This is a genomic window from Aquirufa avitistagni, assembly GCF_042715545.1.
Lineage (GTDB): Bacteria > Bacteroidota > Bacteroidia > Cytophagales > Spirosomataceae > Aquirufa > Aquirufa avitistagni.
Map to the genome: position 1 here is coordinate 74130 of NZ_JBBKXZ010000004.1, position 24244 is coordinate 98373.

A 24244-nucleotide genomic window follows, 5' to 3' on the forward strand; every position below is an offset into this window, starting at 1 on the left:
TAGTTCCTTCGGATGTAATCCTAAGTTAATACCCGTTACTAATTGACATTTTTTATTGGAACCAGTTTATTAATATCAAATTATGGAGTTAAAGCGAGTAGTAGTAACGGGTCTAGGAGCCCTAACACCGATTGGCAACACGGTAGATACATTTTGGGAAGGCTTAGCCGCTGGAAAAAGTGGATGTGCGCCAATCACCCGATTTGATGCGGAGAAATTCAAAACTCGTTTTGCTTGCGAATTAAAGGACTTCAAAGTAGAAGATTATATCAATACGAAAGAAGCTCGAAAAATGGATCCATTCACCCAGTATGCGGTGATTGCTGCCGATGAAGCCATTGCGGATGCGGCATTTGACATGGAGACATTAAATAAAAATAAGGTAGGTGTCATTTGGGGCTCGGGTATCGGCGGATTAAAAACCTTTGAAGATGAAATGATTTATTTCGGACAAGGGGATGGAACGCCAAAAATCAACCCTTTCTTCATTCCTAAAATGATTGCAGATTCTAGTTCAGGTCAAATTTCCATTCGTAATGGATTTCGCGGACCCAACTATGTAACAGTTTCTGCTTGTTCTTCGGCAAACAATGCCATCATTGACGCATTTAATTACATCCGCACGGGACGCATAAACGTCTGTGTCACAGGAGGTTCTGAGGCACCGGTAACCATCGCGTCTGTTGGTGGATTTACTGCCATGCACGCCATGTCTACACGTAATGACGATCCTACGACCGCTTCACGTCCATATGACGTTGATCGGGATGGTTTTGTCGTTGGCGAAGGAGCAGGTGCCCTTATTTTAGAAGAATATGAGCATGCCAAAGCACGAGGTGCAAAAATTTACGCAGAATTAATTGGCGGAGGATTTTCATCTGATGCCCATCACATAACAGCCCCACATCCAGATGGATATGGCGCATTATTATCCATGATTGACGCATTGGAAGATGCACAAATCAAACCGGAAGCCGTGGATTACATTAATACCCACGGTACTTCTACGCCAATTGGTGATCCACAAGAGATCAAAGCAATCGTAGATTGTTTTGGTGACCACGCCTACAAACTATCCATTTCATCGACGAAATCCATGACAGGCCACTTATTAGGGGGAGCTGGAGCCGTGGAAGCTGTTGCATCCGTTTTAGCGATTAAACATCAGTTTGTACCACCTACAATCAATGTCTTTAATCGTGATCCAGAGATCGATCAACGCATCGACTTGACAGAAAATGTGGGTAAATCACGTGAAATCAATGTTGCATTGAGCAATGGCTTTGGTTTTGGAGGCCATAATGCAACCGTTATCTTTAGAAAGATCTAGTTTATGACGATTTTTTCTCCGTTTTTCTTGTTCTTTCAAAAACCCAAAGACGAACGTGAGAAGCACCTTTATAAATCAGTCAAACATCTTATTGGGGCTAGTCCGTCAAATTTAAATTTGTACCGACTAGCCTTTTTGCATGCCTCTGCCTCCAAAGAATCTGTTGCCAAATCCTACAAAGAGTCAAATGAACGTCTCGAATTTTTAGGCGATTCCGTCCTTGGCATGATTACAGCCAGTTACCTTTTCCAAAAATTCCCATTTAAAGATGAAGGATTTCTAACCGAAATTCGCTCCCGAATGGTTAGTCGAGAATCGCTCAATGTACTGGGACGTAAATTAGGATTAGAGGAAGTAATCGAATATGAGAGCCTAAAACGCAGTTCCATGTCTCGCTCAAGTATGTATGGAGATGCATTAGAGGCATTTATTGGAGCTGTATACCTTGACAAGGGATTTGCCTTTACACAGCAATTTATTGTCAAGAAAATTTTGACACAGTATTTCGATTTGGATACGGTTGTTCAGAATAATCCTAACTTCAAGTCTTTACTCATCGAATGGGCTCAAAAAGAAGGAAAGAAAGTTCAATTCACCTTGGATGAAGAAGGCACGCATCACGATAAGGAATTTACAGCGCTTGTCCTGCTCGAGGGAGAAAAAATTAGTAGCGGCAAAGGATATTCCAAGAAAAAAGCCGAACAAAATGCAGCCATGAAGGCCTGCGAAGTATTAGCCATAAAATAACGCACACCATGCAAACGCCCAATATTTTTCTTCATTACTATAACAGCGACGAAGCGGCTGTCTCTTTTCTGGAAATCATGCAATCTGATGTTGCACCTGAAATATTAACAGTCATTCAAGAAGAATTAGTACATCAGTTATCGGGCGCGGTATTGGCTGAAAAATTACCGAATTTCGACTGGCAAAATGCCCGCATGCAAGAAAAATGGCAGTCGGCAGTGAACTTACTCCTACCCCATGTAATACTTCCAGACATGATTTGGCAAAGTTGGATCGCCTCCCTGAGTCAAGATAACTCAGCACCAGCCGATGAAATTCCAAGTTTTTCGGATCTATTAACCGCAGATGTGTATTATGCATCTCCAAGTGATTCACTTCCTGACCTAATTGAAGTCGCGGAGGAACCGATTCCTGAGGAAATAATTGAAGAGGAGATCGTGGTAGAAACACCAATCATCGAAGAGGAAATTGTGGAAGAAATACCTGCTGCTATCGAAGCAGAGATCGTGGAAGAAATACCGGCCGTAGCAGAGGCTATTCCAGACTATTTTGAGGTTAGTGATGAATTACCGGAAATACAGCCTATCGAAGAAATACAGGAAGAAGAACCGACTGAAATCGAAAAACCTAAGTCCATTAACGAACTTCACGCAGCATCAAGTGAAGAAAAAGTATTGGATACCATTCAGGTGACAGACCACTCATTGAAAAATATGGTGGAAATCAACATGACCAATTCGTTAGGAGAGAGCATTTCGTTGTTCCAAAAATTGAATTTCATCCAAGATTTGTTTGAAGGAAATGCCGATGAATTTCAGCGCCTGATCGAATTTGTAGATACACAAGCTTCAGCCACCAAATGGAAATCTGAAATTGAAGGCAAATTTGGCCAATATCTGAACGCTGAAAACGAAGATACGTGGAATGAATTCTACATTTTAGTAGATCGGAAATTCAACTAGTTGATATTCATTATCAGTTTTTAGGCTATAGTTGACATACACATAACCTAGTTTCGCAAAAACTAGTTTGTGAAGTATTTCATTCTATTACTAATCTGCTCTTTTCGTGCCCTAGCGCAGTCGCCTGCTCCAGACTCAGTACTTGAGGTGGAGGAAACCCGACTGCAATTTTTCCAACAAAACCCGTTTGATCTAAACCAGGTTAGCGCGGAGGAATTACAAGGCTTACATCTTTTCAGCTTAAGCCAAATACGTGCCTTCTTTGCATACCGTGCTTCCAACGGTCCACTACTATCTGTCCACGAACTGCAGGTGATTTCGGGGTGGGACGCGGAAACACTACGAAAAACAGTTGGCCTACTCATTTGCAATCCTCCTCAAAAAAAATGGTATCGACCTGAGGAGATGAGCCAACAGCTCTTACTGAAAACGGAACGAACCCTGGAGGAAAAGGTAGGATTTAGCCAGCCCACCGCGCGGTCGAAAACTCGGTATTTCGGTAATCCCTGGGGGCAAAACATACGCTACCGTGGCAAATGGAATAGCCATATCCGGGCTGGATTCACATTACAAAAAGATCCAGGCGAGGTGACATTGACTGATTTTGTAAGTTATTACGTGGAAATAAAACCTACTAAATGGATCGATAAACTAATACTGGGCGATTACATACATCAGTGGGGCCAAGGCTTACTGCAAGCAGGCGGCTTTTCGTTGGGCAAAACATACGAAAGTATTCGTGCCACACAAAAATTCAATTTGGGTAGCCTCCCCTATTCGTCGAGCGGGGAATCCACATTTTACAGAGGTATAAGCATGCAGGCTCATGGAGGACCCATCATATTTGCAGCATTTCGGTCGGTGAGATTCCTTGATGCATCGATATCCAAAGACAGTTTGAATCGTTCATTTTATCAAAGTTTGGATACCGACGGATTCCACAGAACAAGTACAGAAAGAACAAATAAAAACAGTCTGACTGAACACGCTTGGGGATTACAAGCGCTCATACCAATCAAGCAAGGATTTATTAGTTTTTCAACCACCCAACATCAATGGAATCATCCCAAAAGAAACACCTCCCTATACAATCAAGGTGAATGGCATGGGCAGGTTTTGACAAATTTTGCATTCGCACATCACATACCCTGGAAACAAGTTTTTATTGCTGGAGAATTCGCTTCTGCTAACCCAAAATCAATTGCCCTCACAGAATCTGTCGCATTCCCAATTTCACAAAAACTAGATTTTTCAGCCTTGTTTAGATATTACACTAAAGGGTATTTTAGCCCCATGGCACAAGCCCTTGGCGAAAGTTCACAAACTAAAAATGAAGTGGGGCTCTTTCTGGGGAATCAATTCCAAATTTCAAAATACAAACGGCTCTCATCCTATCTTGACTATTTCTTTTTCCCCAAGCGCAGTTTTACGTATGCATTTCCGGGAGCTTGGGGAATTGAAATGCTCACGCGTTTTCAATGGGATCGAAAACGCAAAGGTCAATACTTTGCGCAAATGAAATGGACGAATCAATCAATAACACATAACCAACGAAAAAACCATCTGCAAGCTAGTTTTGATGTACACTACGATGTACACAGCCGATTTAAATGGCACAGCAGAATTATGCTGAGCTACCTAGTTTCGCCCGTTCAAAATGAGTTGGGTGCCATGTGGCTACACGATATCACACTAATTCGCAAATGGTATCGAGTTCAAGCGCGTTTGGCATGGATTCAAACACCCAGTTACGATACACGCTTATATGCGTATGAACCCACCTTACGATATTCATTTAGCCTCCCTGCTTATTATGATCCCAGTATTCGAAATACGATTTTAATCAGCATCAACCCAACTAAACATTGGGATCTGGGCATAAAAATAGCCAGAACCCATTATTTCACAAGAGAAACGGTAGGTTCTGGCTTAGATTTAATCCCAACAAACCATAAATCGGATGTTGGTTTACAAATCGTTTATCAATATTAAGCGATTGCTTCGCGCACTTTTAATAACTTTTCAAGCAAGGCCTCTAGTTGATCCAATGGAAGCATATTCGCTCCATCTGATTTAGCTACCGAGGGATTCGGGTGGGTTTCAATAAAAAGCCCATCAGCTCCTACTGCAATCGCAGCTTTGGCAATCGTCTCAATCAAAGCCGGTTGGCCACCCGTCACACCACTTCCCTGATTCGGACGCTGCAACGAATGCGTACAATCCATAATAACAGGTACATTAAATGCCGACATCTCCGGCAAGTTACGGTAATCAACCACTAAATCACCATAGCCAAACGAATTCCCACGATCCGTTAAATACACGGGAGCATTAGGATTTTCATGTAACACTTTTTCAACGGCAAATTTCATCGAGGCGCCGGACATAAATTGACCTTTTTTGATGTTAACAGCTTTACCCGTTTGCGCGGCAGCGGCCAATAAATCTGTTTGTCGGCATAAAAAAGCCGGAATCTGCAACACATCCACATACGCAGCGGCCATGGCAGCTTCGCCACTCTCATGAATATCAGTAACAGTAGGAATATCATAATGCGCACCTACTGCCTTTAAAATTTCAAGTGCTTTGATATCACCTATCCCCGTAAATGAATCAATTTTCGTCCGGTTCGCTTTTCGATATGACCCCTTAAAAATATAAGGAATACCCATCGATTGGGTCATAAGATGAATACGTTCCGCAATCTCAAAAGCCAAATCATTACTTTCAATCGCGCAACTTCCGGCCATTAAAAAGAAAGGGCCCTTGCCGATGGATGCTAAACTAGGTAATTGCATGTTATATAATGTTTACTTCGGTCTCCAGAGGAACACCAAATTTGGCTAAAACGGAAGCTTTGATTTGTTCCGATAATTCTTTGATTTCATTGCCGCTAGCCTCCCCATAATTAACGAGCACTAAGGCCTGATTGAGGTGCACACCGGCATCACCCTTTCGGTAACCTTTCCAACCAGCTTGTTCGATAAACCAGCCAGCCGGAAACTTAATATCCGTACTTCCTGTCACGGCATAATGTGGAATACCAGGAAATTCATCTTGCAAACGCGAGGCCTCAGCAGCAGAAACGGTTGGATTTTTAAAGAAACTACCTGAATTACCAATGTCTTTGGGATCTGGTAGTTTACTTTGACGGATCGCAATAACAGCGTCAGCCACATCTCTGATACCAGGATTTGAAATTCCTTTAGAGGCTAATACGTCTTTAATGGCTCCGTAAGAGGTTTGAGGTGAAGGCTTTTTGGCTAATTTAAAACAAACTGAAGCGATCAAATAACGACCTTTACCAGCATGTTTAAAGAAGCTTTCGCGATATCCAAACTGACATGCAGCCGTATCAAATTGTTCAACCGCCAATGTCTCTAAATTAAATGCCTCCAAATGATCAAATGTATCTTTAATCTCCACCCCATAGGCACCGATATTTTGCATTGGAGCCGCACCTACCGTTCCAGGAATAAGCGATAAATTCTCCAAACCTGCCCAGTGATGATCTACGGTATATTGCACAAATTCATGCCAATTAACACCTGAACCCGCACGCACCCAAACAAAATCATCTGATTCGTCCAGTACTTCGATGCCAACAAATGAAATTTTTACAACAAGAGCCTCTACATCTTTGGTCAACAATAAATTACTACCACCACCTAGAAAAAGATGCGGAACGTGGCTATAGTTTTGTTCCTTTAAGAGCTGCACATATTCTTGCAAATGGTTAATTTCTACAAAATAGCGCGCAGAAACATCGATACCAAATGTATTATAAGGCTTTAATGATACATTTTCTAAGACAAGCGGTGCCGAATAAACTTGAGGCATACTAGGTTAATTTGGTAGATAAAAATTCTTGCAAATCGGGGATATCTGATAGTAACAGATTCGTATTGTTGCCTTCCCAGACTTTATGACCATCTTTTAAAAACATGATGTATTCCCCCATACGCATGACGGAGTTCATATCATGTGAAATGACAATCGTGGTCATATTAAATTCTTTGGTAATCTCTTGAATCAATAAATCAATCTTGACGGCTGTCAAGGGATCCAAACCCGAATTGGGTTCGTCACAAAAAAGGTATTTGGGATTCATGACAATAGCGCGGGCAATTCCCACGCGCTTTTTCATTCCACCAGATATATCTGAGGGCATTTGATGTGCAGAGGCTTCAAGACCTACACGTTGCAAGCAAAGCATGGCCTGCGCATTTTTTTCTTCAATCGTTTGAGAAGTCAAGGTATCCAAAGGAAAACGAACATTTTCCAATACCGTCTTCGAATCAAAAAGAGCGCCACCTTGAAACAATACGCCCATTTCCCGTCTAATCTCCTTCACTTGATCCAGATCAGATTTAATAAAATCCCGACCATCGTATAAAACAGCCCCTTTTTCTGGTGTCAAAATTCCGATCATGCACTTCAAAAGAACTGATTTCCCTGTTCCACTACCACCGATCACCATATTAACTTTACCTTGTTGAAAGGCAGCATTAATATCCGCTAATACAACGCGGCCATCAAATTCTTTGTGAATATTTTTGATCTCAATCATGCCCAAAATTAGGGATTTTTTGCCAATTTATCGTTGGCACGCAAAGAGTCCAACAAACTTATTATCTACTTTTCTGCCTATTTTAATTGCGAATTTAGTTGTACTATTGTGTTCTCACAGAGAAAAAACCTTAAATCAACAAGCGTATGTTTTTTATATTCATCGGCGTCATTCTATTCATTGCTAGTCGCGCCATCTCAAATCCAAATTTGATTTTCTCCAAATATGCTAATCCGTTACGGATAGTTGCTTTCGTACTTTTTCTTCTCGGACTTTCCAGCTCAGTAATCAAACAAGTAAACGCAGGTGAAGTTGGCGTTCAAAGTATCTTCGGAAAGGTTCAAAATCAAACACTTACCAGCGGACTAAACTTCGTGAATCCTTTAGCCTCAGTTACCGTATTTGATACCAAGACACAAAATTATACCATGTCGGCTGTGCATGACGAAGGAGATAAAAGCGGCGATGACGCCATTCGAGTACTTACTGCAGATGGACTTGAAGTGGTTGTTGACCTAACAATCCTCTACCGCATACTTCCATCAGAAACACCGCGCATACTTAAAGAAATCGGAGAAGATTATCGGGACAAAATTGTAAGACCAGTAACCCGCACCATGATCCGAGATAATGCTGTTTATTATGATGCAGTCGGCTTATACTCATTAAAGCGAAATGAATTTCAAGGAAGAATTTATGCTGACATTGAAAAGAACTTCAAAAAGCGTGGACTAGTATTGGAACAGTTATTAATTCGAAACATCAACTTACCGAATTCCGTAAAGCAGACGATTGAGTCAAAAATCAATGCCGAGCAAGATGCCCAGAAAATGCAATTTGTTTTACAGAAAGAAAAACAGGAAGCAGAACGAAAACGCGTTGAAGCACAAGGAATTGCAGACTATCAGAAGATTTTATCTACGGGTTTAAGTGATAAACAATTGCAATATGAAGCAATCATCGCACAGAAAGAACTTGCCAAATCACCCAATGCAAAAGTAATCATCATGGGTGGAGGGAAATCAACTCCTATCATACTCGGAAACAACTAACAAAAAAGGCTCCTAATTGGAGCCTTTTTTTATGATTTTAATATGGTGTGTCCCATTTTGTCTCGCTTAGTTGTTAAGTAAGCTTCATTATGCGGGTTCGATGGTATTTCAATCGGTAAACTTTCAACAATCTCCAGACCGTAACCTAATAGTCCAGCACGCTTCTTAGGATTATTTGAAATCAATCGAATTTTTTGAACACCTAAATCACGTAAGATTTGTGCTCCTACCCCGTAATCACGCTCATCCATTGCAAAGCCTAATTCTAAATTAGCTTCCACCGTATCTCGGCCCAACTCCTGAAGCTTATAAGCGCGTAATTTATTTAGTAAACCTATGCCTCTTCCTTCCTGGAACATATACAATACAACTCCTTTACCAGCTTTTTCAACCATTTCCATCGCCTTGTGTAGCTGACCACCGCAATCGCACCGACAAGACCCAAAAATATCTCCGGTCACACACGAACTATGAACACGCACTAAAACAGGTTCATTTTTTTCCCAGGTACCTTTCACTAAGGCTAAGTGGGTATCACCCGTATTTGTTTGTTTAAAGGCAATCAAATCAAAATGTCCCCACTCGGTAGGCATATCTACACCTATCTCCCGCTGGATCAATGATTCTGTATTTAATCGATATTCGATCAAATCTTTGATGGTCACCAATTTAAGATCAAACTTATCTGCAATTTTTCGTAGATCTGGTAGGCGGGCCATAGATCCATCTTCATTTAAGATTTCAATCAAGACGCCCGATGGCTTAAATCCTGCAAGTTTAGCGAAATCCATGGAGGCTTCTGTGTGACCAGTCCGGCGCAATACACCTTCTGATCTACTCTTTAGTGGGAAGATATGTCCCGGACGACCTAAATCAGTTGGCTTTGTCTCTGAGTCAACTAATGCTTTGATTGTTTTGGAACGATCCTGTGCGGAAATACCCGTTGTGCAGCCATGACCTAATAAATCAACAGATACGGTAAACGGAGTTTCATGCGAAGTGGTATTTTGATCCACCATCATTTCAAGACCTAACTCTGCGCAACGCTCATTGGTCAACGAAACGCACATCAGTCCGCGCGCTTCACGGATCATAAAATTAACGATCTCTGGTGTGATGGCTTCCGAAGCACAAATCAAATCCCCCTCATTTTCTCGATTTTCGTCATCAGCCACAATAATCATTTTCCCTTGGCGAATTGCTTCAATGGCATCCTCAATACGATCTAAACGTATACTTTCCTCTTGCATGTATTTGATTTTTGAAACGAAAACACAAAGGTAATCAGAATTAGTTCCCATTTTCCTACCTTTGTCAGATAAAATATGCCTTTGCAGCTATGCCCATTCAAGTTTTAAATTTAGGTAAAAAATATGGCCAACAATGGGCTGTAGAAGGATTGAATTTTCAAGCACAACCTGGTGAAATAATCGGGTTCTTAGGTCCCAATGGCGCAGGAAAATCGACCACACTTAAAATGCTTGTTGGCCTACTAAATCCATCCATAGGAACTGCCAGCATACATGGAATCGAAGTACAATCAGATGCCATTGCGCTCAAAAAACAAATTGGTTATTTAGCTGAAAACAATCCGGTTTACCAAGATATGTATGTTAAGGAATTTTTGGCGTTCATTGGTAATTTACATGGATTCTCTGCTGAAAATTGTGCTCGAAGAATAGCCGAAGTCATTGAACTCGTAGGCCTATCCCGTGAACAATCGAAAAAAATAGGTGAACTCTCTAAAGGCTACCAGCAGCGGGTTGGCATTGCGCAAGCCATATTTCACAACCCAGACATCTTGATTTTAGATGAACCAACGAGTGGACTTGACCCAAACCAAATGGAGGAAATACGTCATTTGATTCTATCGTTAAAATCGAATAAGACTATTTTATTTTCAAGTCATCTGTTGAGCGAGGTAGAGAGTATTTGCGATCGCATTCTACTTATCAATAAAGGTACATTAAGAGCTGATTGCAGTATGCAGGAGGCAAAGTCTTACCCGGGTGGATTACCAGCCTTTTTTCAAGATAAAACTAAATAAGTTGAAAGGAATCTGCATCTAAATGTGCAGGAAACGATTCCCTAAAAGATCTCAATTGATCTAGACTTAAGCTAAACGTTTGAATCGTAGCAGCAGAAGCCAGTTGGCCTATTTCCTCGCCTTTAAACGAAATCAAAGCAGAGCTACCTGAGTATTCCAGTGCATTTCCATCCAAACCAATTCGATTAACACCAGCCACATAGGCTAAATTTTCAATGGCACGCGCCTTTAATAAGACATCCCAGGCATGCGTCCTAGCTGCTGGCCAGTTCGCCACATAAACAGCCAAATCATACCCCAAATCTACATTTCGAGACCAAACAGGGAATCTTAAATCATAACAAATAAATGGAGAGATCCGCCATCCTTTTAAAGAAAAGATAAGCTTTTTAGTACCAGGCTGATAATGCTCCTGCTCGTTCCCCATCCGAAACAAATGCTTTTTATCGTAGGTCTGGATCGAGCCATCTGGAAAAGCGACAACCAGGCGATTAACTAAACCGAATTTCTCTTTGATTTTTAAACTTCCGATGATGACCGCTTGGGTGCGTTTGGCTTGCATCTGCATCCATTGGGTGCTAGGACCTTGAGGGATTTCGGCGTTTACTGCCGACATACTAAAGCCGGTGGTAAACATTTCAGGGAGGATAACTAGGTCTGTTTGACCTATTAGTTGCGTTAACTGTTCTTCTACATGTCCACAATTAGCGAGCGGACTATCCCAAACCAAATCGGTTTGAACTAAACTTACGCGTAAGTTAGAAGAAGCATCAGACATCTTGCCAGTAATTTATTTGGCAATATAAGAATAATACACACGCAACCTAGCTTTGAGCGCGTTCAAAGGCACAAAACGTGCACTTTCGCTGACCATTTTAGTCATGCCAGTAGTCGCAGTAGCTAAGGTAGGTGTAACTAGATAACCCACATTTGATTTACGACCAGCCATAATGGATTGTAACTCAGTCGTCACATTGAATGTGTAGGAATTAAATGCTGCATTGTAATTCGCAATTTGAATACCGCCACCACCTTCAGAAATTATGTAACCCAAGCCCGAGGCATTACGAATCGGTTTATTATTCCCATCCGCTTGTAACAAGGTCAACTGACCCAATGTGTTATTCAAATCCAAGCCGTCTACTCCCGAAAGAATTAGTTCCGCCTTATTGATCGCCACATTATTTTTACCTTTTAAATTTAACAGCGTAGGTAATTTAATTTGCGTCACGATACCAGATCCAGACTGCACATACGTCGTATTATTTGTCCTTGTGGAAGGAACCACATCACCAGGTTTTACAAGCGACGCAAGTACACCTGTTTTCGTGATTTGAAATTTATTGAATCTAGCTTGCACTTCCGCCGAAAGGGAGGTCGATAAACTAAAATAATAAGTCAACGAATATTGAGTCGCATCACCTGGATTACGCCAGTAGATTGTCATACTCGAATAAGTGGGTGAGAAGCCTAATAAGGCTGCTTTCGATGCACTGGTAGATTTGAAATACAAACCTGGGAAAGAAGCTCGAAACGTTTTTCCTCCTCCAGATAATGTCTTATCCGAAAAATTCTTAATCAATTCATTTCCCCATGCGGCCGACATGCGAAAAGATAGAGTATCCAATTTCAATGAATCTCCGTTGTTTGAACGTGCTCTAATCACGCGTGGCTTAAACGTGTGAACTGCCACCGGATTAGCGTCAAAAGGAATGCTAGAATTTGTATAATAACTCGCTGAAAGACTCAAACTATCCTTCAGTTTATACACAGAAATCGTCTGAGGCTGCAAAGTGTCACCCTGATATCCACTGTAAACCAAACTCATACGCACGGAATCCAATACCGATGTAGCCTTAGAAGTTAAGGTATCTGCATTCGAAATCTGTGCAAAAAAGGAAGATTGGAAGGTACCAAGTTCTGGATGCTGATAGGAACCAAGTAAGAATGTACTACCGCCACCTGTTTGAATCGAATCAACCAAAACAGTAGATGACTCAACGCGAAGGGTATCCGTTAAATTAAGACCTACCTCAACACTGAAAAGATCAGCACCAATTTCTTTAGGCGTATCACATGAAGCAAGAAAAAGGGAAATAATTCCCAACCATTTAATTGCCGGCCAGTTCAATGTAGGCTTTTTCGAAGAAATCGAGGTCATTTTCGGCAATATTTTGGAAGGTTTTATCTTGAAATTCATCAATAATCGATTGGATACGGGAATTATCCGCATTTTCTAAGGATACTATTCTGTCGGCAAACTCTGCCCCTATTTTAATAAATGCAGCATAATCTGCTGTCTTCAAACTGGACAATTCTGAATCATCCATATCGCCAATTTTCACTTTCTCATTCAAATCCTCTGATGAGAACGTAAAATCAAATCCAGAATTGTGTGGAGAGAAAATTGTTTTTGAATCTTTGAAAATTGGATGACTACGGTAGTACGTCGAAATGTATAAAGGAACCAAACTCGCCATCCAATCATTGCAATGTACAACGTCCGGTGACCAACCTAATTTAATTACAGTCTCTAATGCACCTTTACAGAAGAAGATTGCACGCTCATGATTATCTGCATAAAACGCATCCTCTTTGTCGGTCAATACATATTTCCGCTGGAAATAATCCTCATTATCAATAAAATACACCTGCAATTTAGCAGCAGGTATACTAGCTACTTTAATGGTTAAAGGTTTTTCCTCATCTCCCATCGGAATCGTAATTCCTGAAAGACGAACTACCTCATGCAAGCGATTTTTACGTTCATTTATAGAACCAAAACGAGGAACCAAAATTCGAATTTCCATTCCGCGCTCTTGCATCGCAGTAGGTAACGCGCGAACAAAATCAGCTATTTTGGAAGTGTTGAGGAACGGATCTACCTCGCTGGAAACGTAAAGAATACGTAATTTAGACATGCTAAAATTAGTTAGGGGAGTTTATCCCAAAAAACAAATGCAAAAATATAAAAAATTAATCGTAAATCCGCATCATTAATTCACTAAAGGTCTTTATTTTGCCCTTTGATATCGAATTCGCCACAGCTAAATGATCAAATCATTCCTCAAATACACCTTCTCAACCCTACTAGCAGCCGCATTGCTCTATTGGGCAATAGACAAAAGTGATTTACGCTGGAATGATATATATCTGACATTTCAGCAAGCCAATTACACATGGGTTGGCATTTCATTACTCATTGCATTGATTTCACATATTTTTCGGGCTTTGCGCTGGGAGCAATTACTGGGCGCGATGCACTATTACCCCGGAACAACACGCACGCTTTCGGCTGTTTTGATTGGTTATTTTGCCAATTTTCTAGTTCCAAGAATGGGTGAAGTATCTCGATGTGGATCCTTGCAAAAGACGGCCGACATACCCTTTGAGAAATCATTTGGTACAGTAATCACGGAGCGCATTGTTGATTTGCTAGGACTTGTACTCTTAGTGGGTTTAACATTTTTAGTGGAATGGAAGCCGATCCAACAGTTCTTGTTTCCTAACTTCAAGCTTCCTTCCGCACTGACCCTGGCTGGATTAGCTAGTGGGGCAATTGCGATCCTGGCCCTACTCTGGGTTAAAAAAGGTGCATTATTGGACCGCTGGGGGTATTTTACAACAAATACAGGTATTGGAAAAAAAATACAGGGCTGGGTTCTAGGTATCAGCAGTATACAAGAGGTAAGCAATCCCGGCAAATTCATCATTTACTCGATAGCCATTTGGATCGCCTATTTCGCAAATACATACGCCTTATTTTTGGCATTTCCGGTAAGTGAATCATTAGGTCTTTCGGCGGCATTAACCGTGCTGGTCATGGGTACGTTTGGTATGGCAACACCTACCCAAGGAGGAATAGGCGCATATCATAGTCTGGTGGCATCCGCACTTGGATTTTACCTCCTTCCACTGAAGGAAGCTACCTTACTTGCCACCTTTTTTCACGGAACTCAAATGGCCCTCATCTTGTTATTGGGCGGATTAAGTTTTTTATTAACGCTCTTTTTACCAAAGAAACATGCCCATGTCAACGAGTGATAAAATTTGTGAATTAGCCGATGCGGTTCAACGCAGAAGTGCATGGAAGAAGGCAGGCGAACAAGTCGTATTTACGAATGGGTGCTTTGACATTCTACATTTAGGACATGTTGATTACCTAGAAAAGGCCCGCCAAACTGGCACCAAAATGATTGTTGGCGTAAATTCAGACGCATCCGTTCGCGCGTTAAAAGGGCCAGAGCGCCCAGTCAACACAGAATATGCGCGAGCGCGTTTAATCGCCTCCCTACAATTTGTTGACCTAGTTATCGTTTTTAATGAGGAAACTCCTTTGGAATTAATCAATCAACTTCTGCCCGATATATTAGTGAAGGGAGACGATTACACCATCGACACGATTGTTGGCGCCAAAGAAGTCATCGCTGCAGGCGGACACGTAAAAACCATTCCACTTGTACCTAGTTATTCAACCACAGGAATTATTCAAAAACTAAAACAATAAAACATATGTATATCATTGCGATTATTTTCGGTGTTATGGGCATGCTCATTTCGTGGCGCTTAAAATCTAAGTTCAAAACCTATTCTGAGCAAAGCCTTCAAAGCAATCTTTCAGGTGAGGAAATTGCAAATAGGATGTTGGCCGACCACGGAATCACCGATGTGCGTGTCATTACAGTAGATGGCCAGTTGACAGATCATTATAATCCAGCCGACAAAACAGTTAATTTAAGTGCTGATGTATTTCATGGCAGAAATGCGGCGGCAGCGGCAGTTGCGGCGCATGAATGTGGACACGCTGTGCAGCATGCGCGCGCTTACAGTTTTTTACAATTCCGCAGTGCGATGGTCCCTATGCTAAATTTTGCAAATGGATTTATGCCCCTATTGTTAATGGGAGGCATGATGTTGCTATATTCCACTGGAAATACTACCGTATTACAAATCGGGGTACTCCTTTTCGCGATGGCTACACTTTTCAGCTTTGTGACACTACCGGTTGAATTTGATGCATCAAATCGTGCATTGGCTTGGATTAAAGCAAACAATATTGTTACCCCAGCTGAATATAGCATGTCCAAAGATGCACTTTGGTGGGCAGCCATGACGTACGTAGTCGCTGCACTAGGCATGTTAGCTCAACTGCTTTACTACGTTAATTTGTTGGGGGGGAGAAGAGAAGACTAGGTAAGGTAAGAGGTAGAATTATTAGGTGAGAGGTGAGAGGTGAGAAGTAAGAGGTAAGAATTAAGAGGTTGCGGAAAATTTAAATTCCACTATTACTCTTACTTCTTACCTCTCACCTCTTACTTCTAGTTAAGTTTACTCTTCCGATAACTATATCCAAAATAGATAATCACTCCAGCTAGACACCAGTAAAAGAAACGTTCCCAGTTCGTGGCGCCCATCTGCGTCATTAAATACAAATTGACAAGTAAGCCTAGAACAGGTATCAATGAAAGCTTGTGTGAAATACTAAACACCGACAAGACTAACCAAATGATGAAAAATCCAGTCATGATTGCATGGTCCGCTTTGGCATCGCCTTCAAAATAGCCTTGAATCCACGTAGACCATGAAGCTGCATCCGGCAATGAAAGATATAGGGCAATTAACCACGCGGCACCTATCCAAATTCCCGCATTGACATAAGGAATTTTAAACTTGGATTTTTTCTGATTTTCAGGATCCAAATCCAATACCAATACACCTCCACAAACGAGTACAAAGGCGAAAAGCGTTCCAATACTACTCAGATTAATCACCTCTTCCAAATTCGCAAACAAGGCAGGTACACCCACCAGCACACCCGTCATGATTGTAGAAAAAGAGGGCGTATGGTATTTAGGATGAATACGAGAAAAAGCCTTTGGCAGTAAACCATCACGGGACATCGTCATCCAAATACGCGGCTGACCTAGTTGATAGACAAGCAAAGCAGAAGTTAACGCGATGACTGCACTCGCAGCCACAACTCCAGCTACCCCGGGCAAATTAACCTTCATAAACATAAAGGCCAAAGGGTCTTCAATACCTGCCAATAAATGAGATGGAACAATACCCGTTAAGACCAATGTCACCATCACATACAATACAGTACAAATTAACAAAGCCCACATCATGGCTTTAGGGATATCTCGTTGCGGGTTTTTACACTCCTCTGCTGTAGTTGAAATGGAGTCAAAACCGATATAAGCAAAACAGACGGCAGCCACACTCTTCAATACGCCTGAAATTCCGTTCGGTGCAAAAGGTGTCCAATTTTCAACCTGAACATAAAAAGCACCTACGCCAACAACAATTGCGATAACGGCCAACTTCAATACTACTAATACATTGTTGGTATTTTTCGATTCCTTGATACCTATATAAACTAAATAGGTAATGGCAACGGTGATGACTAAAGCGGGAATGTTTGCCACAAAGTGCCAGCCAAAAATGGTGGGTGCTGAAGCAAAGGCAGCATAACCTTCTCGAATATTAACCGACATAGATTCAATCGACTGGCCGGATTGCATACCTACCTCAGCTGCGGAAAAGGCACGTTTTGCCGACAAATAATCCATGGTTAAATATTCCGGCACATGAAAACCAAGGCCTTCGACTAAGTCAACAAAGTATTTTGACCAAGAAATAGCTACAGCAACGTTTGAAATGGCATATTCCAACAATAAATTCCAACCTAATATCCAAGCCACAATTTCACCTAAACTCGTATAGGCATAGGTATAGGCACTACCTGAAATAGGAACAGTAGCAGCAAAACGTGCGTAACAAAAGGCCGTAAACATACATGCCAATGCAGTAAAGACAAACAACATCGAGACAGCTGGACCACCATTTGCAGATGCCTGGCCAATCGCAGAAAAGATACTTGCACCAATAATTGCGGCAACTCCCATGAATGTCAAATCGCGCACGCCCAAATTGCGGACTAAATGATCTCCTGCCAAATTCTCCATTTCCAACTGATCAGAAAGAATTTTATCGATAGACTTTTTTCTAAAAAAGGATTCCCACATAAGTTTCATTTGTTGACTAAGCAACAAAAATACATCTTTATCAAAGAAATTCTAATTAAACGAAAACACTTACCTTTGCAACATGTCGATCGCAGTGGTTATCTTAAATTTTAATGGCCAACATTTCTTGGCGAAATTTCTCCCCAAAGTACTCGAAACAAGTACACAAGCTGAGGTGATTGTAGCTGATAATGGATCGACAGATAACTCAGTAGCCTGGATGGAAGAAAATTTTCCACAGGTTAGATTAATTCGATCTTCGATCAACGAAGGGTATGCGGGCGGATACAATACGGCCTTAGCACAAGTGGATGCAGATTACTATGTTCTCATGAACTCCGACATCGAGCCTAAACAAAATTGGCTCAATGGAATCATGTCATACATGGAGAGCAACCCAAGCGTAGCAGCCGCTCAACCCTATATACTTTCATTTGACAATCCTTCTAAATTCGAATATGCAGGTGCAGCTGGAGGATATTGGGATGCCTTTGGTTATCCATTTTGCCGAGGTAGACTTTTTGATACGGTCGAAGAAAATTGCGGGCAATACCCTACGAGTCTGGTTAATTGGGCCACAGGAGCATGTCTAGTCGTACGGGCTAAAGCATATTGGGAAGTAGGTGGTTTAGATGCCGACTTTTTTGCCCACATGGAAGAAATAGATTTTTGTTGGCGCCTACAACGAGCCGGCTACCACGTAGCAGCTGTGTCCGCCAGCGAAGTGTTGCACGTGGGCGGAGGAACACTTCCGCAAGGAAATCCGCGCAAAACTTATTTGAATTTTCGAAACAACTTGATTTTACTCTATAAAAATTGGGATCCTCAATCAAAATGGCGTACCATTTTTAGTCGCATGGTATTAGATGGAATAGCAGGTATTCAATTTATCTTGAAAGGAGAATTCAAACAGTTATTTGCCATATTGAAAGCCCACCGCGATTTTTACAGATATGTGTTTGGCCAAAAAGGGAAGTCGAATTTGACCGTGAGCCAACAAAAATACTGGGTAAAAAGCTATCCGAAATCAATTGTTTGGGCCTATTTCATTCGAGGAGTAAAATCCTTTCAATCCTTAAAGTTCTAGATATCCCAGACAGATGGATTGTTTCGCTGTCGTAAATAGCGACGAATATTCATCCAAAAGGCAAGGATCAAATAAATAATAATGGGGGAGCCTAACGTCAGAAAAGACGTGTAAATGAAATACAATCGGATACTACTGGTAGAGATTTTAAACTTTTCACCGATATGTGTGCAGACTCCAAAGGCTTGATTTTCAACGAAGTATTTTAATCTGTTCATAAAGTGAAAAAAATTAGAACCCAAAAATACTTGAAAAAATAGGTATTTGCAGAATCAAAATAGCAATAATTGGAATTATTATATAAATTATAAATAAAATACTAAATTATTTTTCATAAACTGATAATTTATTTTAAATAGCTTGCATACAATTTAATTTTTTATACATTTGAGCACTTAAAAGATTTAATTCAGCCATAGCTCAGACCTTCCCTCTCTAGTATCTTCCTCTTTAATTAGTTTTTGATTCTACAGTTTGCAAAGTTTGACTTGATCGCAGAAAGGTTTATTTAGGTATTAATTTTTAACATTTTTTTTTATGCAAACTGGTAAAGTAAAATTTTTCAACGAAACTAAAGGATTTGGATTCATCGTTGACGATCAAACAGGTGAAGACATTTTCGTACACGTAACTGGCCTTTCAGGTGTTACAATTCGCGAAAATGATTCAGTATCTTACGAAGTTACTGACGGAAAGCGTGGAGCAAACGCTATCAACGTAAAGAAAATCTAATTTTCTTACGGATTTTTGATTAGAGCAAATCAGTAGATTTCAATATATATTTATTGCCCCATTGATCTCTAGTTAAAGAGAAATAAAAAAGCCTTCTTTCGAAGGCTTTTTTATTTGGTGGCTTATCCAATCCAGGCAGTCACCTCATCTTTCGTAGGCATGGCTGCATCAATCTTCAATTTCTTCCGCATACCTCCCAAATCATTAAATACTTTATTCGGGTTTGCCTCTTTTAAAGCATCTAATGTCAGGATTCCCATTTTTTGTAAAGCTGGAATCCATACCTCAGGCACACCTGCTCCAACAAAATCACTATCAGAAGAAACTTCTTTAATCACTTCTGGTCTCATTTGAGGGAAAAACAATACTTCTTGAATAGAAGATTGGTTGGTCATCAACATAGTCAAACGGTCAATCCCAATACCAATACCGGAAGTTGGCGGCATCGCATATTCAAGCGACCTTAAAAAATCGAAATCCATGGCCATTGCCTCATCATCTCCCTTCTCAGCCAAACGTAATTGATCTTCAAATCGCTCTTTCTGATCTATTGGGTCATTTAATTCCGAATAAGCATTGGCAATCTCCTTTCCATTGACAAACAATTCAAATCGCTCAACCAAACCTGGCTTCGACCGATGCTTTTTGGTCAATGGCGACATTTCAACTGGGTAGTCGGTGATGAACGTAGGCTGAATTAAATTCGCTTCCACCTTTTCACCAAACAACTCATCGATCAACTTACCTTTCCCCATTTGCTCGTCTACTTCCATACCTAATCCTAGGCAATGTGCACGTAACTCAGACTCGGACATAGCATCTACATCCACTCCGCCGTACTGCAAAATAGCTCCAGATATAGTTAAACGTGGATATGGTCCGGCAAATTCAATTAGATTTTCACCTACCTGAATCTTGGTTTGACCATGTAATGTTTGCGCAACAGTTTGAAATATCGTTTCCGTCAAATCCATCATCCAATGATAGTCTTTGTAGGCCACATAGAATTCCAAAGAGGTAAATTCTGGATTATGCGTCCGGTCCATCCCTTCATTACGGAACATCTTTCCAAACTCATATACTCCATCAAAACCCCCAACAATCAAGCGCTTCAAGTACAATTCATTTGCAATACGCAAATAAAGTGGCATATCTAATGTATTGTGATGGGTATTAAATGGTCGCGCAGCAGCACCACCATGGACAGCCTGCAACACAGGAGTTTCTACTTCTAACCAGCCACGCGAATCGAACATTTGACGCATCGTGGAAACGATTTTGGCACGTTTGATAAAAATATCTTTAACCTGCGGATTCACGATTAGGTCCACATATCGCTGACGATAACGCATTTCTGGGTCAGAAAATGCATCGTACGTTTGGCCATCAGCCTCTTTGACAACAGGTAAAGGACGTAAAGCCTTCGATAAAATAGTAAACTCACGAACGTGAACTGAAATCTCGCCTACTTGGGTAGTAAAGGCGTATCCTTTGACACCGATGATATCGCCGATGTCTAACAATTTCTTGAATACGGTATTATATAGGGTTTTGTCTTCCCCTGGGCATAAATCATCCCGACGAAAATACAATTGAATGCGTCCTGCTGCATCTTGTAACTCAGCAAAAGAAGCATTCCCCATAATTCGAAAACCCATTAAACGGCCCGCCAAAACGACTTCTTGATAATTATTCGCTTCCGGTTTATACTGAGCCAAAATTTCAGCTGAATGCACATTTACAGGGTATTCAGCCGCTGGATACGGATCAATACCTAATGCCATCAACTCATTTCGCTTTTGTCGTCTTAATTGTTCTTGCTCACTTAAAATCATTCGAATGTTCGTTGGGTAAATTGAAGCCACAAAAATAGCCAATTCCCTTGGCAAATAAAATTTTAACAAAATTCTTAAAACTTGTTAACAACTCAATATGCAATTCATTTTTGCGTTAAATTCGTGAATCATTAAACAAGCAAAAAATGGAAATGAAAAATCAGTTAAAATCCTATGTAGTCATTGCCTTATTATCTAGTGGTGCCACCCTAGGGGCTTATCAATTATTCAATTTAGGCTCACCCGCTTCGATCAGCGATGCGCCATCTGCTTTCACAAGCAACGTTTCCAACATCAACACGCCAGGCAATCCAGGTGAATTCACGTATGCCGCTGAAAAAACCACGCCTGCCGTTGTACACATTAAAACTAAAATGGAACAACGCGCACGCCAATATTCAAGCCCATTTGATGATTTTTTTGGTGGATTCGGTGATCCATTTGGCGGAGGAGGGCGCAGACAATCACCTCAGCAACAAGAAGCATCCGGATCTGGTGTTATTATCAGTTCAGATGGATATATCGTTACCAATAATCATGTGGTAGCAGAGGCCTCTGAAATTACCGTCATGTTAAATGACAAACGTGAATTTAAAGGAAAAGTAATTTCAACAGATCCATCATCTGATCTAGCGGTTATTCAAATCAAGGCAACGGGCCTACCCTTCTTGAATTTTGGCGATTCCGATAACTTAAAAGTAGGCGAATGGGTGCTTGCTGTAGGTAATCCTTTCAACTTAGAATCGACTGTTACCGCTGGTATTATCTCAGCAAAAGGTCGGCAAAATATCATCGATCGCGATGGTGCCGCGAACCCGCTAGAATCATTTATCCAAACAGATGCAGCTGTTAATCCAGGAAATTCTGGAGGTGCTTTAGTCAACCTTAAAGGAGAATTAATCGGAATTAACACGGCGATCTATTCTCGTACTGGTCAATTCGCCGGATATTCGTTTGCCGTTCCTGTAAGCATCGTTAAAAAAGTTTCAGGAGATTTGATCAAATATGGCAATGTACAACGCGGATTCCTAGGGGTAAATATCTCAGAGGTCAACTCAAAACTTGTGGAAGAAAAAGATTTAAAAACAACCACAGGAATTTATGTAGGTGGATTCTCTGAAAATTCAGCAGCTAAAGATGCGGGTGTAAAAATTAATGATGTCATCACTAAAGTAGATGGTATAGAAACAAAATCAACTTCTAAATTAATGGAGATTGTTGGCAGTAAGCGTCCAGGCGAGCCAGTGCGCGTGACAGTTAACCGCGATGGTCAAATCAAAGAGTTCAACGTGACGCTTAAAAACAAAGACGGAAATACATCCATCATCAAAGGCGAAACAGGCGAATCTTATAAATCAGAGTTCCTGGGAGCGAAATTTGGCCCGATTACGAATGCCGACAAAGAGAAATTCAATGTGAGTGCAGGAGTGAAGGTAGTTGAGGTGTTGCCAGATGGCCGCTTGGAAATGTATGGCTTATCGAAGGGATCAATCATAACCAAAATCAATGATAAAGCGGTTACGAATCCAAAAGAGGCAGCTGAATTACTAGAAGCTCGTAAGGGAAGAACGAAATTAGAAGGCGTCGATGTAGATGGTTCTCGATTTATTTATGTACTGTAAACAGTTGTCAGTGGTCAGTAGCTAGTTGACAGTTGCTAGTCTTTAGTCACTAGTCGACAGTCGCTAGTGACCAGTAATCTAAAAGCCCTACCTGGATTTCCAAGTAGGGCTTTTAATTTAACTTAATGACTGACGACTAGCGACTGACTACTACTTCCGATATGTCACCGTTTTAACCGCTGCAATCGTACGCTCAACACTAGGTAAAATCTCATCGATCAACGTAGGTGCATAAGGTAAAGGTAAGTCACGTGAATTAACACGAACAACCGGCGCATCTAAATAATCAAATGCCCAACGCTGTAAGTGATACGTAATTTCAGATGAAATAGCTGCCAATGGATTAGCTTCCTCGACAACAACACAACGATTCGTTTTCTTTACTGACTCAACAATCGTCGCATAATCAATCGGACGAACCGTTCTCAAATCAATTACCTCTACGCTAAAGCCTTGTTTCTCTAATTCCTCCACCGCTGGCATAACCACGCGAGAAAGCATTTTACCAAACGTAACTAACGTAACATCTTTTCCTTCTTTAACAATTGAAGCTTTTCCGATAGGAATTAAATATTCACCCTCTGGCACGAACCCTTTGTCACCATACATCACTTCTGATTCCATAAAAATTACAGGATCATTATCGCGAATAGATGATTTCAATAATCCCTTTGCGTCTGCTGGATTAGAGGGAACAACCACTTTTAAACCGGGCGTATTAGCAAACCAATTCTCGAAATTTGACGAGTGTTGCGATGACAATTGTCCCGCATTACCTGTTGGCCCACGAAAAACAATTGGACATGAATATTGACCTCCTGACATAGACATCAACTTCGCTGCAGAATTGATCACTTGGTCAATAGCTACTAATGAGAAATTGAATGTCATAAATTCAACAATCGGACGAAGGCCATTAGCGGCTGCACCTACGGCAATTCCTCCAAAACCCAACTCAGCAATCGGTGTATCAATCACGCGATCTGGACCAAACTCATCCAACATACCTTGTGAAACTTTGTAAGCACCGTTATATTCAGCAACTTCCTCTCCCATCAAAAAGACGGTATCATCACGTCTCATTTCCTCTTGCATCGCCTCACGTAAGGCTTCTCTAAATTGAATTTCTCTCATAATATGTTCTTAGTTGTGGGACTACCCAAGCGGGAACAAAATTAGGTAAGAAAAAGCATTCCACAAAACCAAAATTCAGGTTAGAAAACACCCATTTT

At 41.0% G+C, this 24244-nt stretch carries 23 protein-coding genes; 12 read left to right on the plus strand and 11 right to left on the minus strand.

The window, feature by feature from the left end; genetic code table 11:
• The first annotated feature begins 82 nt into the window (after positions 1-82).
• The 4 genes from fabF (at position 83) to U0R10_RS10535 (ending at position 5031) form a co-directional block, all read left to right on the plus strand.
• Positions 83-1330: a beta-ketoacyl-ACP synthase II gene (fabF, locus tag U0R10_RS10520; RefSeq protein ID WP_377983929.1), complete on the plus strand. Its 1248-nt coding sequence runs from the start codon at positions 83-85 to the stop codon at positions 1328-1330.
• Between the two features lie 3 nt (positions 1331-1333).
• Positions 1334-2077 carry a ribonuclease III gene (gene rnc, locus U0R10_RS10525; RefSeq protein WP_377983930.1) on the plus strand — a complete coding sequence of 248 codons (744 nt, stop codon included), beginning with the start codon at positions 1334-1336 and terminating at the stop codon, positions 2075-2077.
• Positions 2078-2085: 8 nt separating this feature from the next.
• The gene (locus U0R10_RS10530; RefSeq protein WP_377983931.1) at positions 2086-3039 is read left to right on the plus strand and encodes a hypothetical protein; all 954 of its coding nucleotides are present in this window, start codon (positions 2086-2088) and stop codon (positions 3037-3039) included.
• Positions 3040-3108: 69 nt separating this feature from the next.
• Positions 3109-5031 carry a ComEA family DNA-binding protein gene (locus U0R10_RS10535; protein ID WP_377983932.1) on the plus strand — a complete coding sequence of 641 codons (1923 nt, stop codon included), beginning with the start codon at positions 3109-3111 and terminating at the stop codon, positions 5029-5031.
• On the opposite strand, the gene kdsA is transcribed toward U0R10_RS10535, so the two are convergent.
• Genes kdsA through U0R10_RS10550 form a run of 3 tightly spaced genes read right to left on the minus strand, consistent with a single transcriptional unit; the run spans position 5028 to position 7609 of the window.
• The gene (kdsA, locus tag U0R10_RS10540) at positions 5028-5837 is read right to left on the minus strand and encodes a 3-deoxy-8-phosphooctulonate synthase (protein ID WP_377983933.1); all 810 of its coding nucleotides are present in this window, start codon (positions 5835-5837) and stop codon (positions 5028-5030) included. The genes U0R10_RS10535 and kdsA overlap by 4 nt on opposite strands.
• 1 nt (position 5838) lies before the next feature.
• A complete protein-coding gene (murB, locus tag U0R10_RS10545) occupies positions 5839-6879 on the minus strand; it encodes a UDP-N-acetylmuramate dehydrogenase (RefSeq protein ID WP_377983934.1) in 1041 nt (346 codons plus the stop codon).
• Between the two features lies 1 nt (position 6880).
• Positions 6881-7609: an ABC transporter ATP-binding protein gene (locus U0R10_RS10550; RefSeq protein ID WP_377983935.1), complete on the minus strand. Its 729-nt coding sequence runs from the start codon at positions 7607-7609 to the stop codon at positions 6881-6883.
• 146 nt (positions 7610-7755) lie between these two features.
• Here U0R10_RS10550 and U0R10_RS10555 point away from each other — a divergent pair, with 146 nt between their 5' ends.
• Positions 7756-8661, plus strand: a complete 906-nt coding sequence (locus tag U0R10_RS10555; RefSeq protein ID WP_377983936.1) for a prohibitin family protein — start codon at positions 7756-7758, stop codon at positions 8659-8661.
• 29 nt (positions 8662-8690) lie between these two features.
• Here U0R10_RS10555 and U0R10_RS10560 read toward each other — a convergent pair whose 3' ends face one another.
• The gene (locus U0R10_RS10560) at positions 8691-9911 is read right to left on the minus strand and encodes a bifunctional 3,4-dihydroxy-2-butanone-4-phosphate synthase/GTP cyclohydrolase II (protein WP_377983937.1); all 1221 of its coding nucleotides are present in this window, start codon (positions 9909-9911) and stop codon (positions 8691-8693) included.
• A gap of 89 nt (positions 9912-10000) precedes the next feature.
• Between U0R10_RS10560 and U0R10_RS10565 the strand changes: the two genes are divergently transcribed.
• Positions 10001-10708, plus strand: coding sequence for an ABC transporter ATP-binding protein (locus U0R10_RS10565; RefSeq protein ID WP_377983938.1), 708 nt, complete (start codon positions 10001-10003; stop codon positions 10706-10708).
• Here the strand turns inward: U0R10_RS10565 and U0R10_RS10570 are convergent.
• From U0R10_RS10570 to U0R10_RS10580, 3 genes are read right to left on the minus strand one after another with little or no spacing between them, the layout of a single operon-like run.
• Entirely contained in the window at positions 10701-11486 is a 786-nt protein-coding gene (locus U0R10_RS10570) for an amidohydrolase (RefSeq protein ID WP_377983939.1), read from the minus strand. The two genes, U0R10_RS10565 and U0R10_RS10570, sit on opposite strands and share 8 nt — an antisense overlap.
• A gap of 12 nt (positions 11487-11498) precedes the next feature.
• Entirely contained in the window at positions 11499-12869 is a 1371-nt protein-coding gene (locus U0R10_RS10575; RefSeq protein WP_377983940.1) for a DUF4270 family protein, read from the minus strand.
• The gene (locus tag U0R10_RS10580) at positions 12820-13629 is read right to left on the minus strand and encodes a glycogen/starch synthase (RefSeq protein WP_377983941.1); all 810 of its coding nucleotides are present in this window, start codon (positions 13627-13629) and stop codon (positions 12820-12822) included. The genes U0R10_RS10575 and U0R10_RS10580 overlap by 50 nt, the downstream gene beginning before the upstream one ends.
• Before the next feature lie 130 nt (positions 13630-13759).
• Between U0R10_RS10580 and U0R10_RS10585 the strand changes: the two genes are divergently transcribed.
• The 3 genes from U0R10_RS10585 to U0R10_RS10595 are packed head-to-tail and all read left to right on the plus strand — an operon-like array spanning position 13760 to position 15901.
• Positions 13760-14752: a lysylphosphatidylglycerol synthase transmembrane domain-containing protein gene (locus U0R10_RS10585; RefSeq protein ID WP_377983942.1), complete on the plus strand. Its 993-nt coding sequence runs from the start codon at positions 13760-13762 to the stop codon at positions 14750-14752.
• On the plus strand, positions 14739-15215 hold the full coding sequence (gene rfaE2, locus U0R10_RS10590) for a D-glycero-beta-D-manno-heptose 1-phosphate adenylyltransferase (RefSeq protein ID WP_377983943.1): 477 nt from the start codon (positions 14739-14741) through the stop codon (positions 15213-15215). The genes U0R10_RS10585 and rfaE2 overlap by 14 nt, the downstream gene beginning before the upstream one ends.
• Positions 15216-15220: 5 nt before the next feature.
• On the plus strand, positions 15221-15901 hold the full coding sequence (locus U0R10_RS10595; protein WP_377983944.1) for a zinc metallopeptidase: 681 nt from the start codon (positions 15221-15223) through the stop codon (positions 15899-15901).
• A 125-nt stretch (positions 15902-16026) separates the two neighbouring features.
• Here U0R10_RS10595 and U0R10_RS10600 read toward each other — a convergent pair whose 3' ends face one another.
• A complete protein-coding gene (locus tag U0R10_RS10600; protein ID WP_377983945.1) occupies positions 16027-17745 on the minus strand; it encodes an amino acid permease in 1719 nt (572 codons plus the stop codon).
• A 73-nt stretch (positions 17746-17818) separates the two neighbouring features.
• On the opposite strand from U0R10_RS10600, the gene U0R10_RS10605 reads away from it, so the two are divergent.
• Positions 17819-18823, plus strand: a complete 1005-nt coding sequence (locus tag U0R10_RS10605; protein WP_377983946.1) for a glycosyltransferase family 2 protein — start codon at positions 17819-17821, stop codon at positions 18821-18823.
• Here U0R10_RS10605 and U0R10_RS10610 read toward each other — a convergent pair.
• Positions 18820-19041: a PspC domain-containing protein gene (locus tag U0R10_RS10610; RefSeq protein ID WP_377983947.1), complete on the minus strand. Its 222-nt coding sequence runs from the start codon at positions 19039-19041 to the stop codon at positions 18820-18822. The genes U0R10_RS10605 and U0R10_RS10610 overlap by 4 nt on opposite strands.
• 319 nt (positions 19042-19360) lie before the next feature.
• Here U0R10_RS10610 and U0R10_RS10615 point away from each other — a divergent pair, with 319 nt between their 5' ends.
• Positions 19361-19555: a cold-shock protein gene (locus tag U0R10_RS10615; RefSeq protein WP_130895221.1), complete on the plus strand. Its 195-nt coding sequence runs from the start codon at positions 19361-19363 to the stop codon at positions 19553-19555.
• A 122-nt stretch (positions 19556-19677) separates the two neighbouring features.
• On the opposite strand, the gene lysS is transcribed toward U0R10_RS10615, so the two are convergent.
• Positions 19678-21390: a lysine--tRNA ligase gene (gene lysS, locus U0R10_RS10620; protein ID WP_377984091.1), complete on the minus strand. Its 1713-nt coding sequence runs from the start codon at positions 21388-21390 to the stop codon at positions 19678-19680.
• Positions 21391-21542: 152 nt separating this feature from the next.
• On the opposite strand from lysS, the gene U0R10_RS10625 reads away from it, so the two are divergent.
• Positions 21543-23012: a Do family serine endopeptidase gene (locus U0R10_RS10625; protein ID WP_377983948.1), complete on the plus strand. Its 1470-nt coding sequence runs from the start codon at positions 21543-21545 to the stop codon at positions 23010-23012.
• Between the two features lie 150 nt (positions 23013-23162).
• On the opposite strand, the gene U0R10_RS10630 is transcribed toward U0R10_RS10625, so the two are convergent.
• The gene (locus U0R10_RS10630) at positions 23163-24146 is read right to left on the minus strand and encodes a pyruvate dehydrogenase complex E1 component subunit beta (RefSeq protein WP_377983949.1); all 984 of its coding nucleotides are present in this window, start codon (positions 24144-24146) and stop codon (positions 23163-23165) included.
• Positions 24147-24244 lie beyond the last annotated feature (98 nt).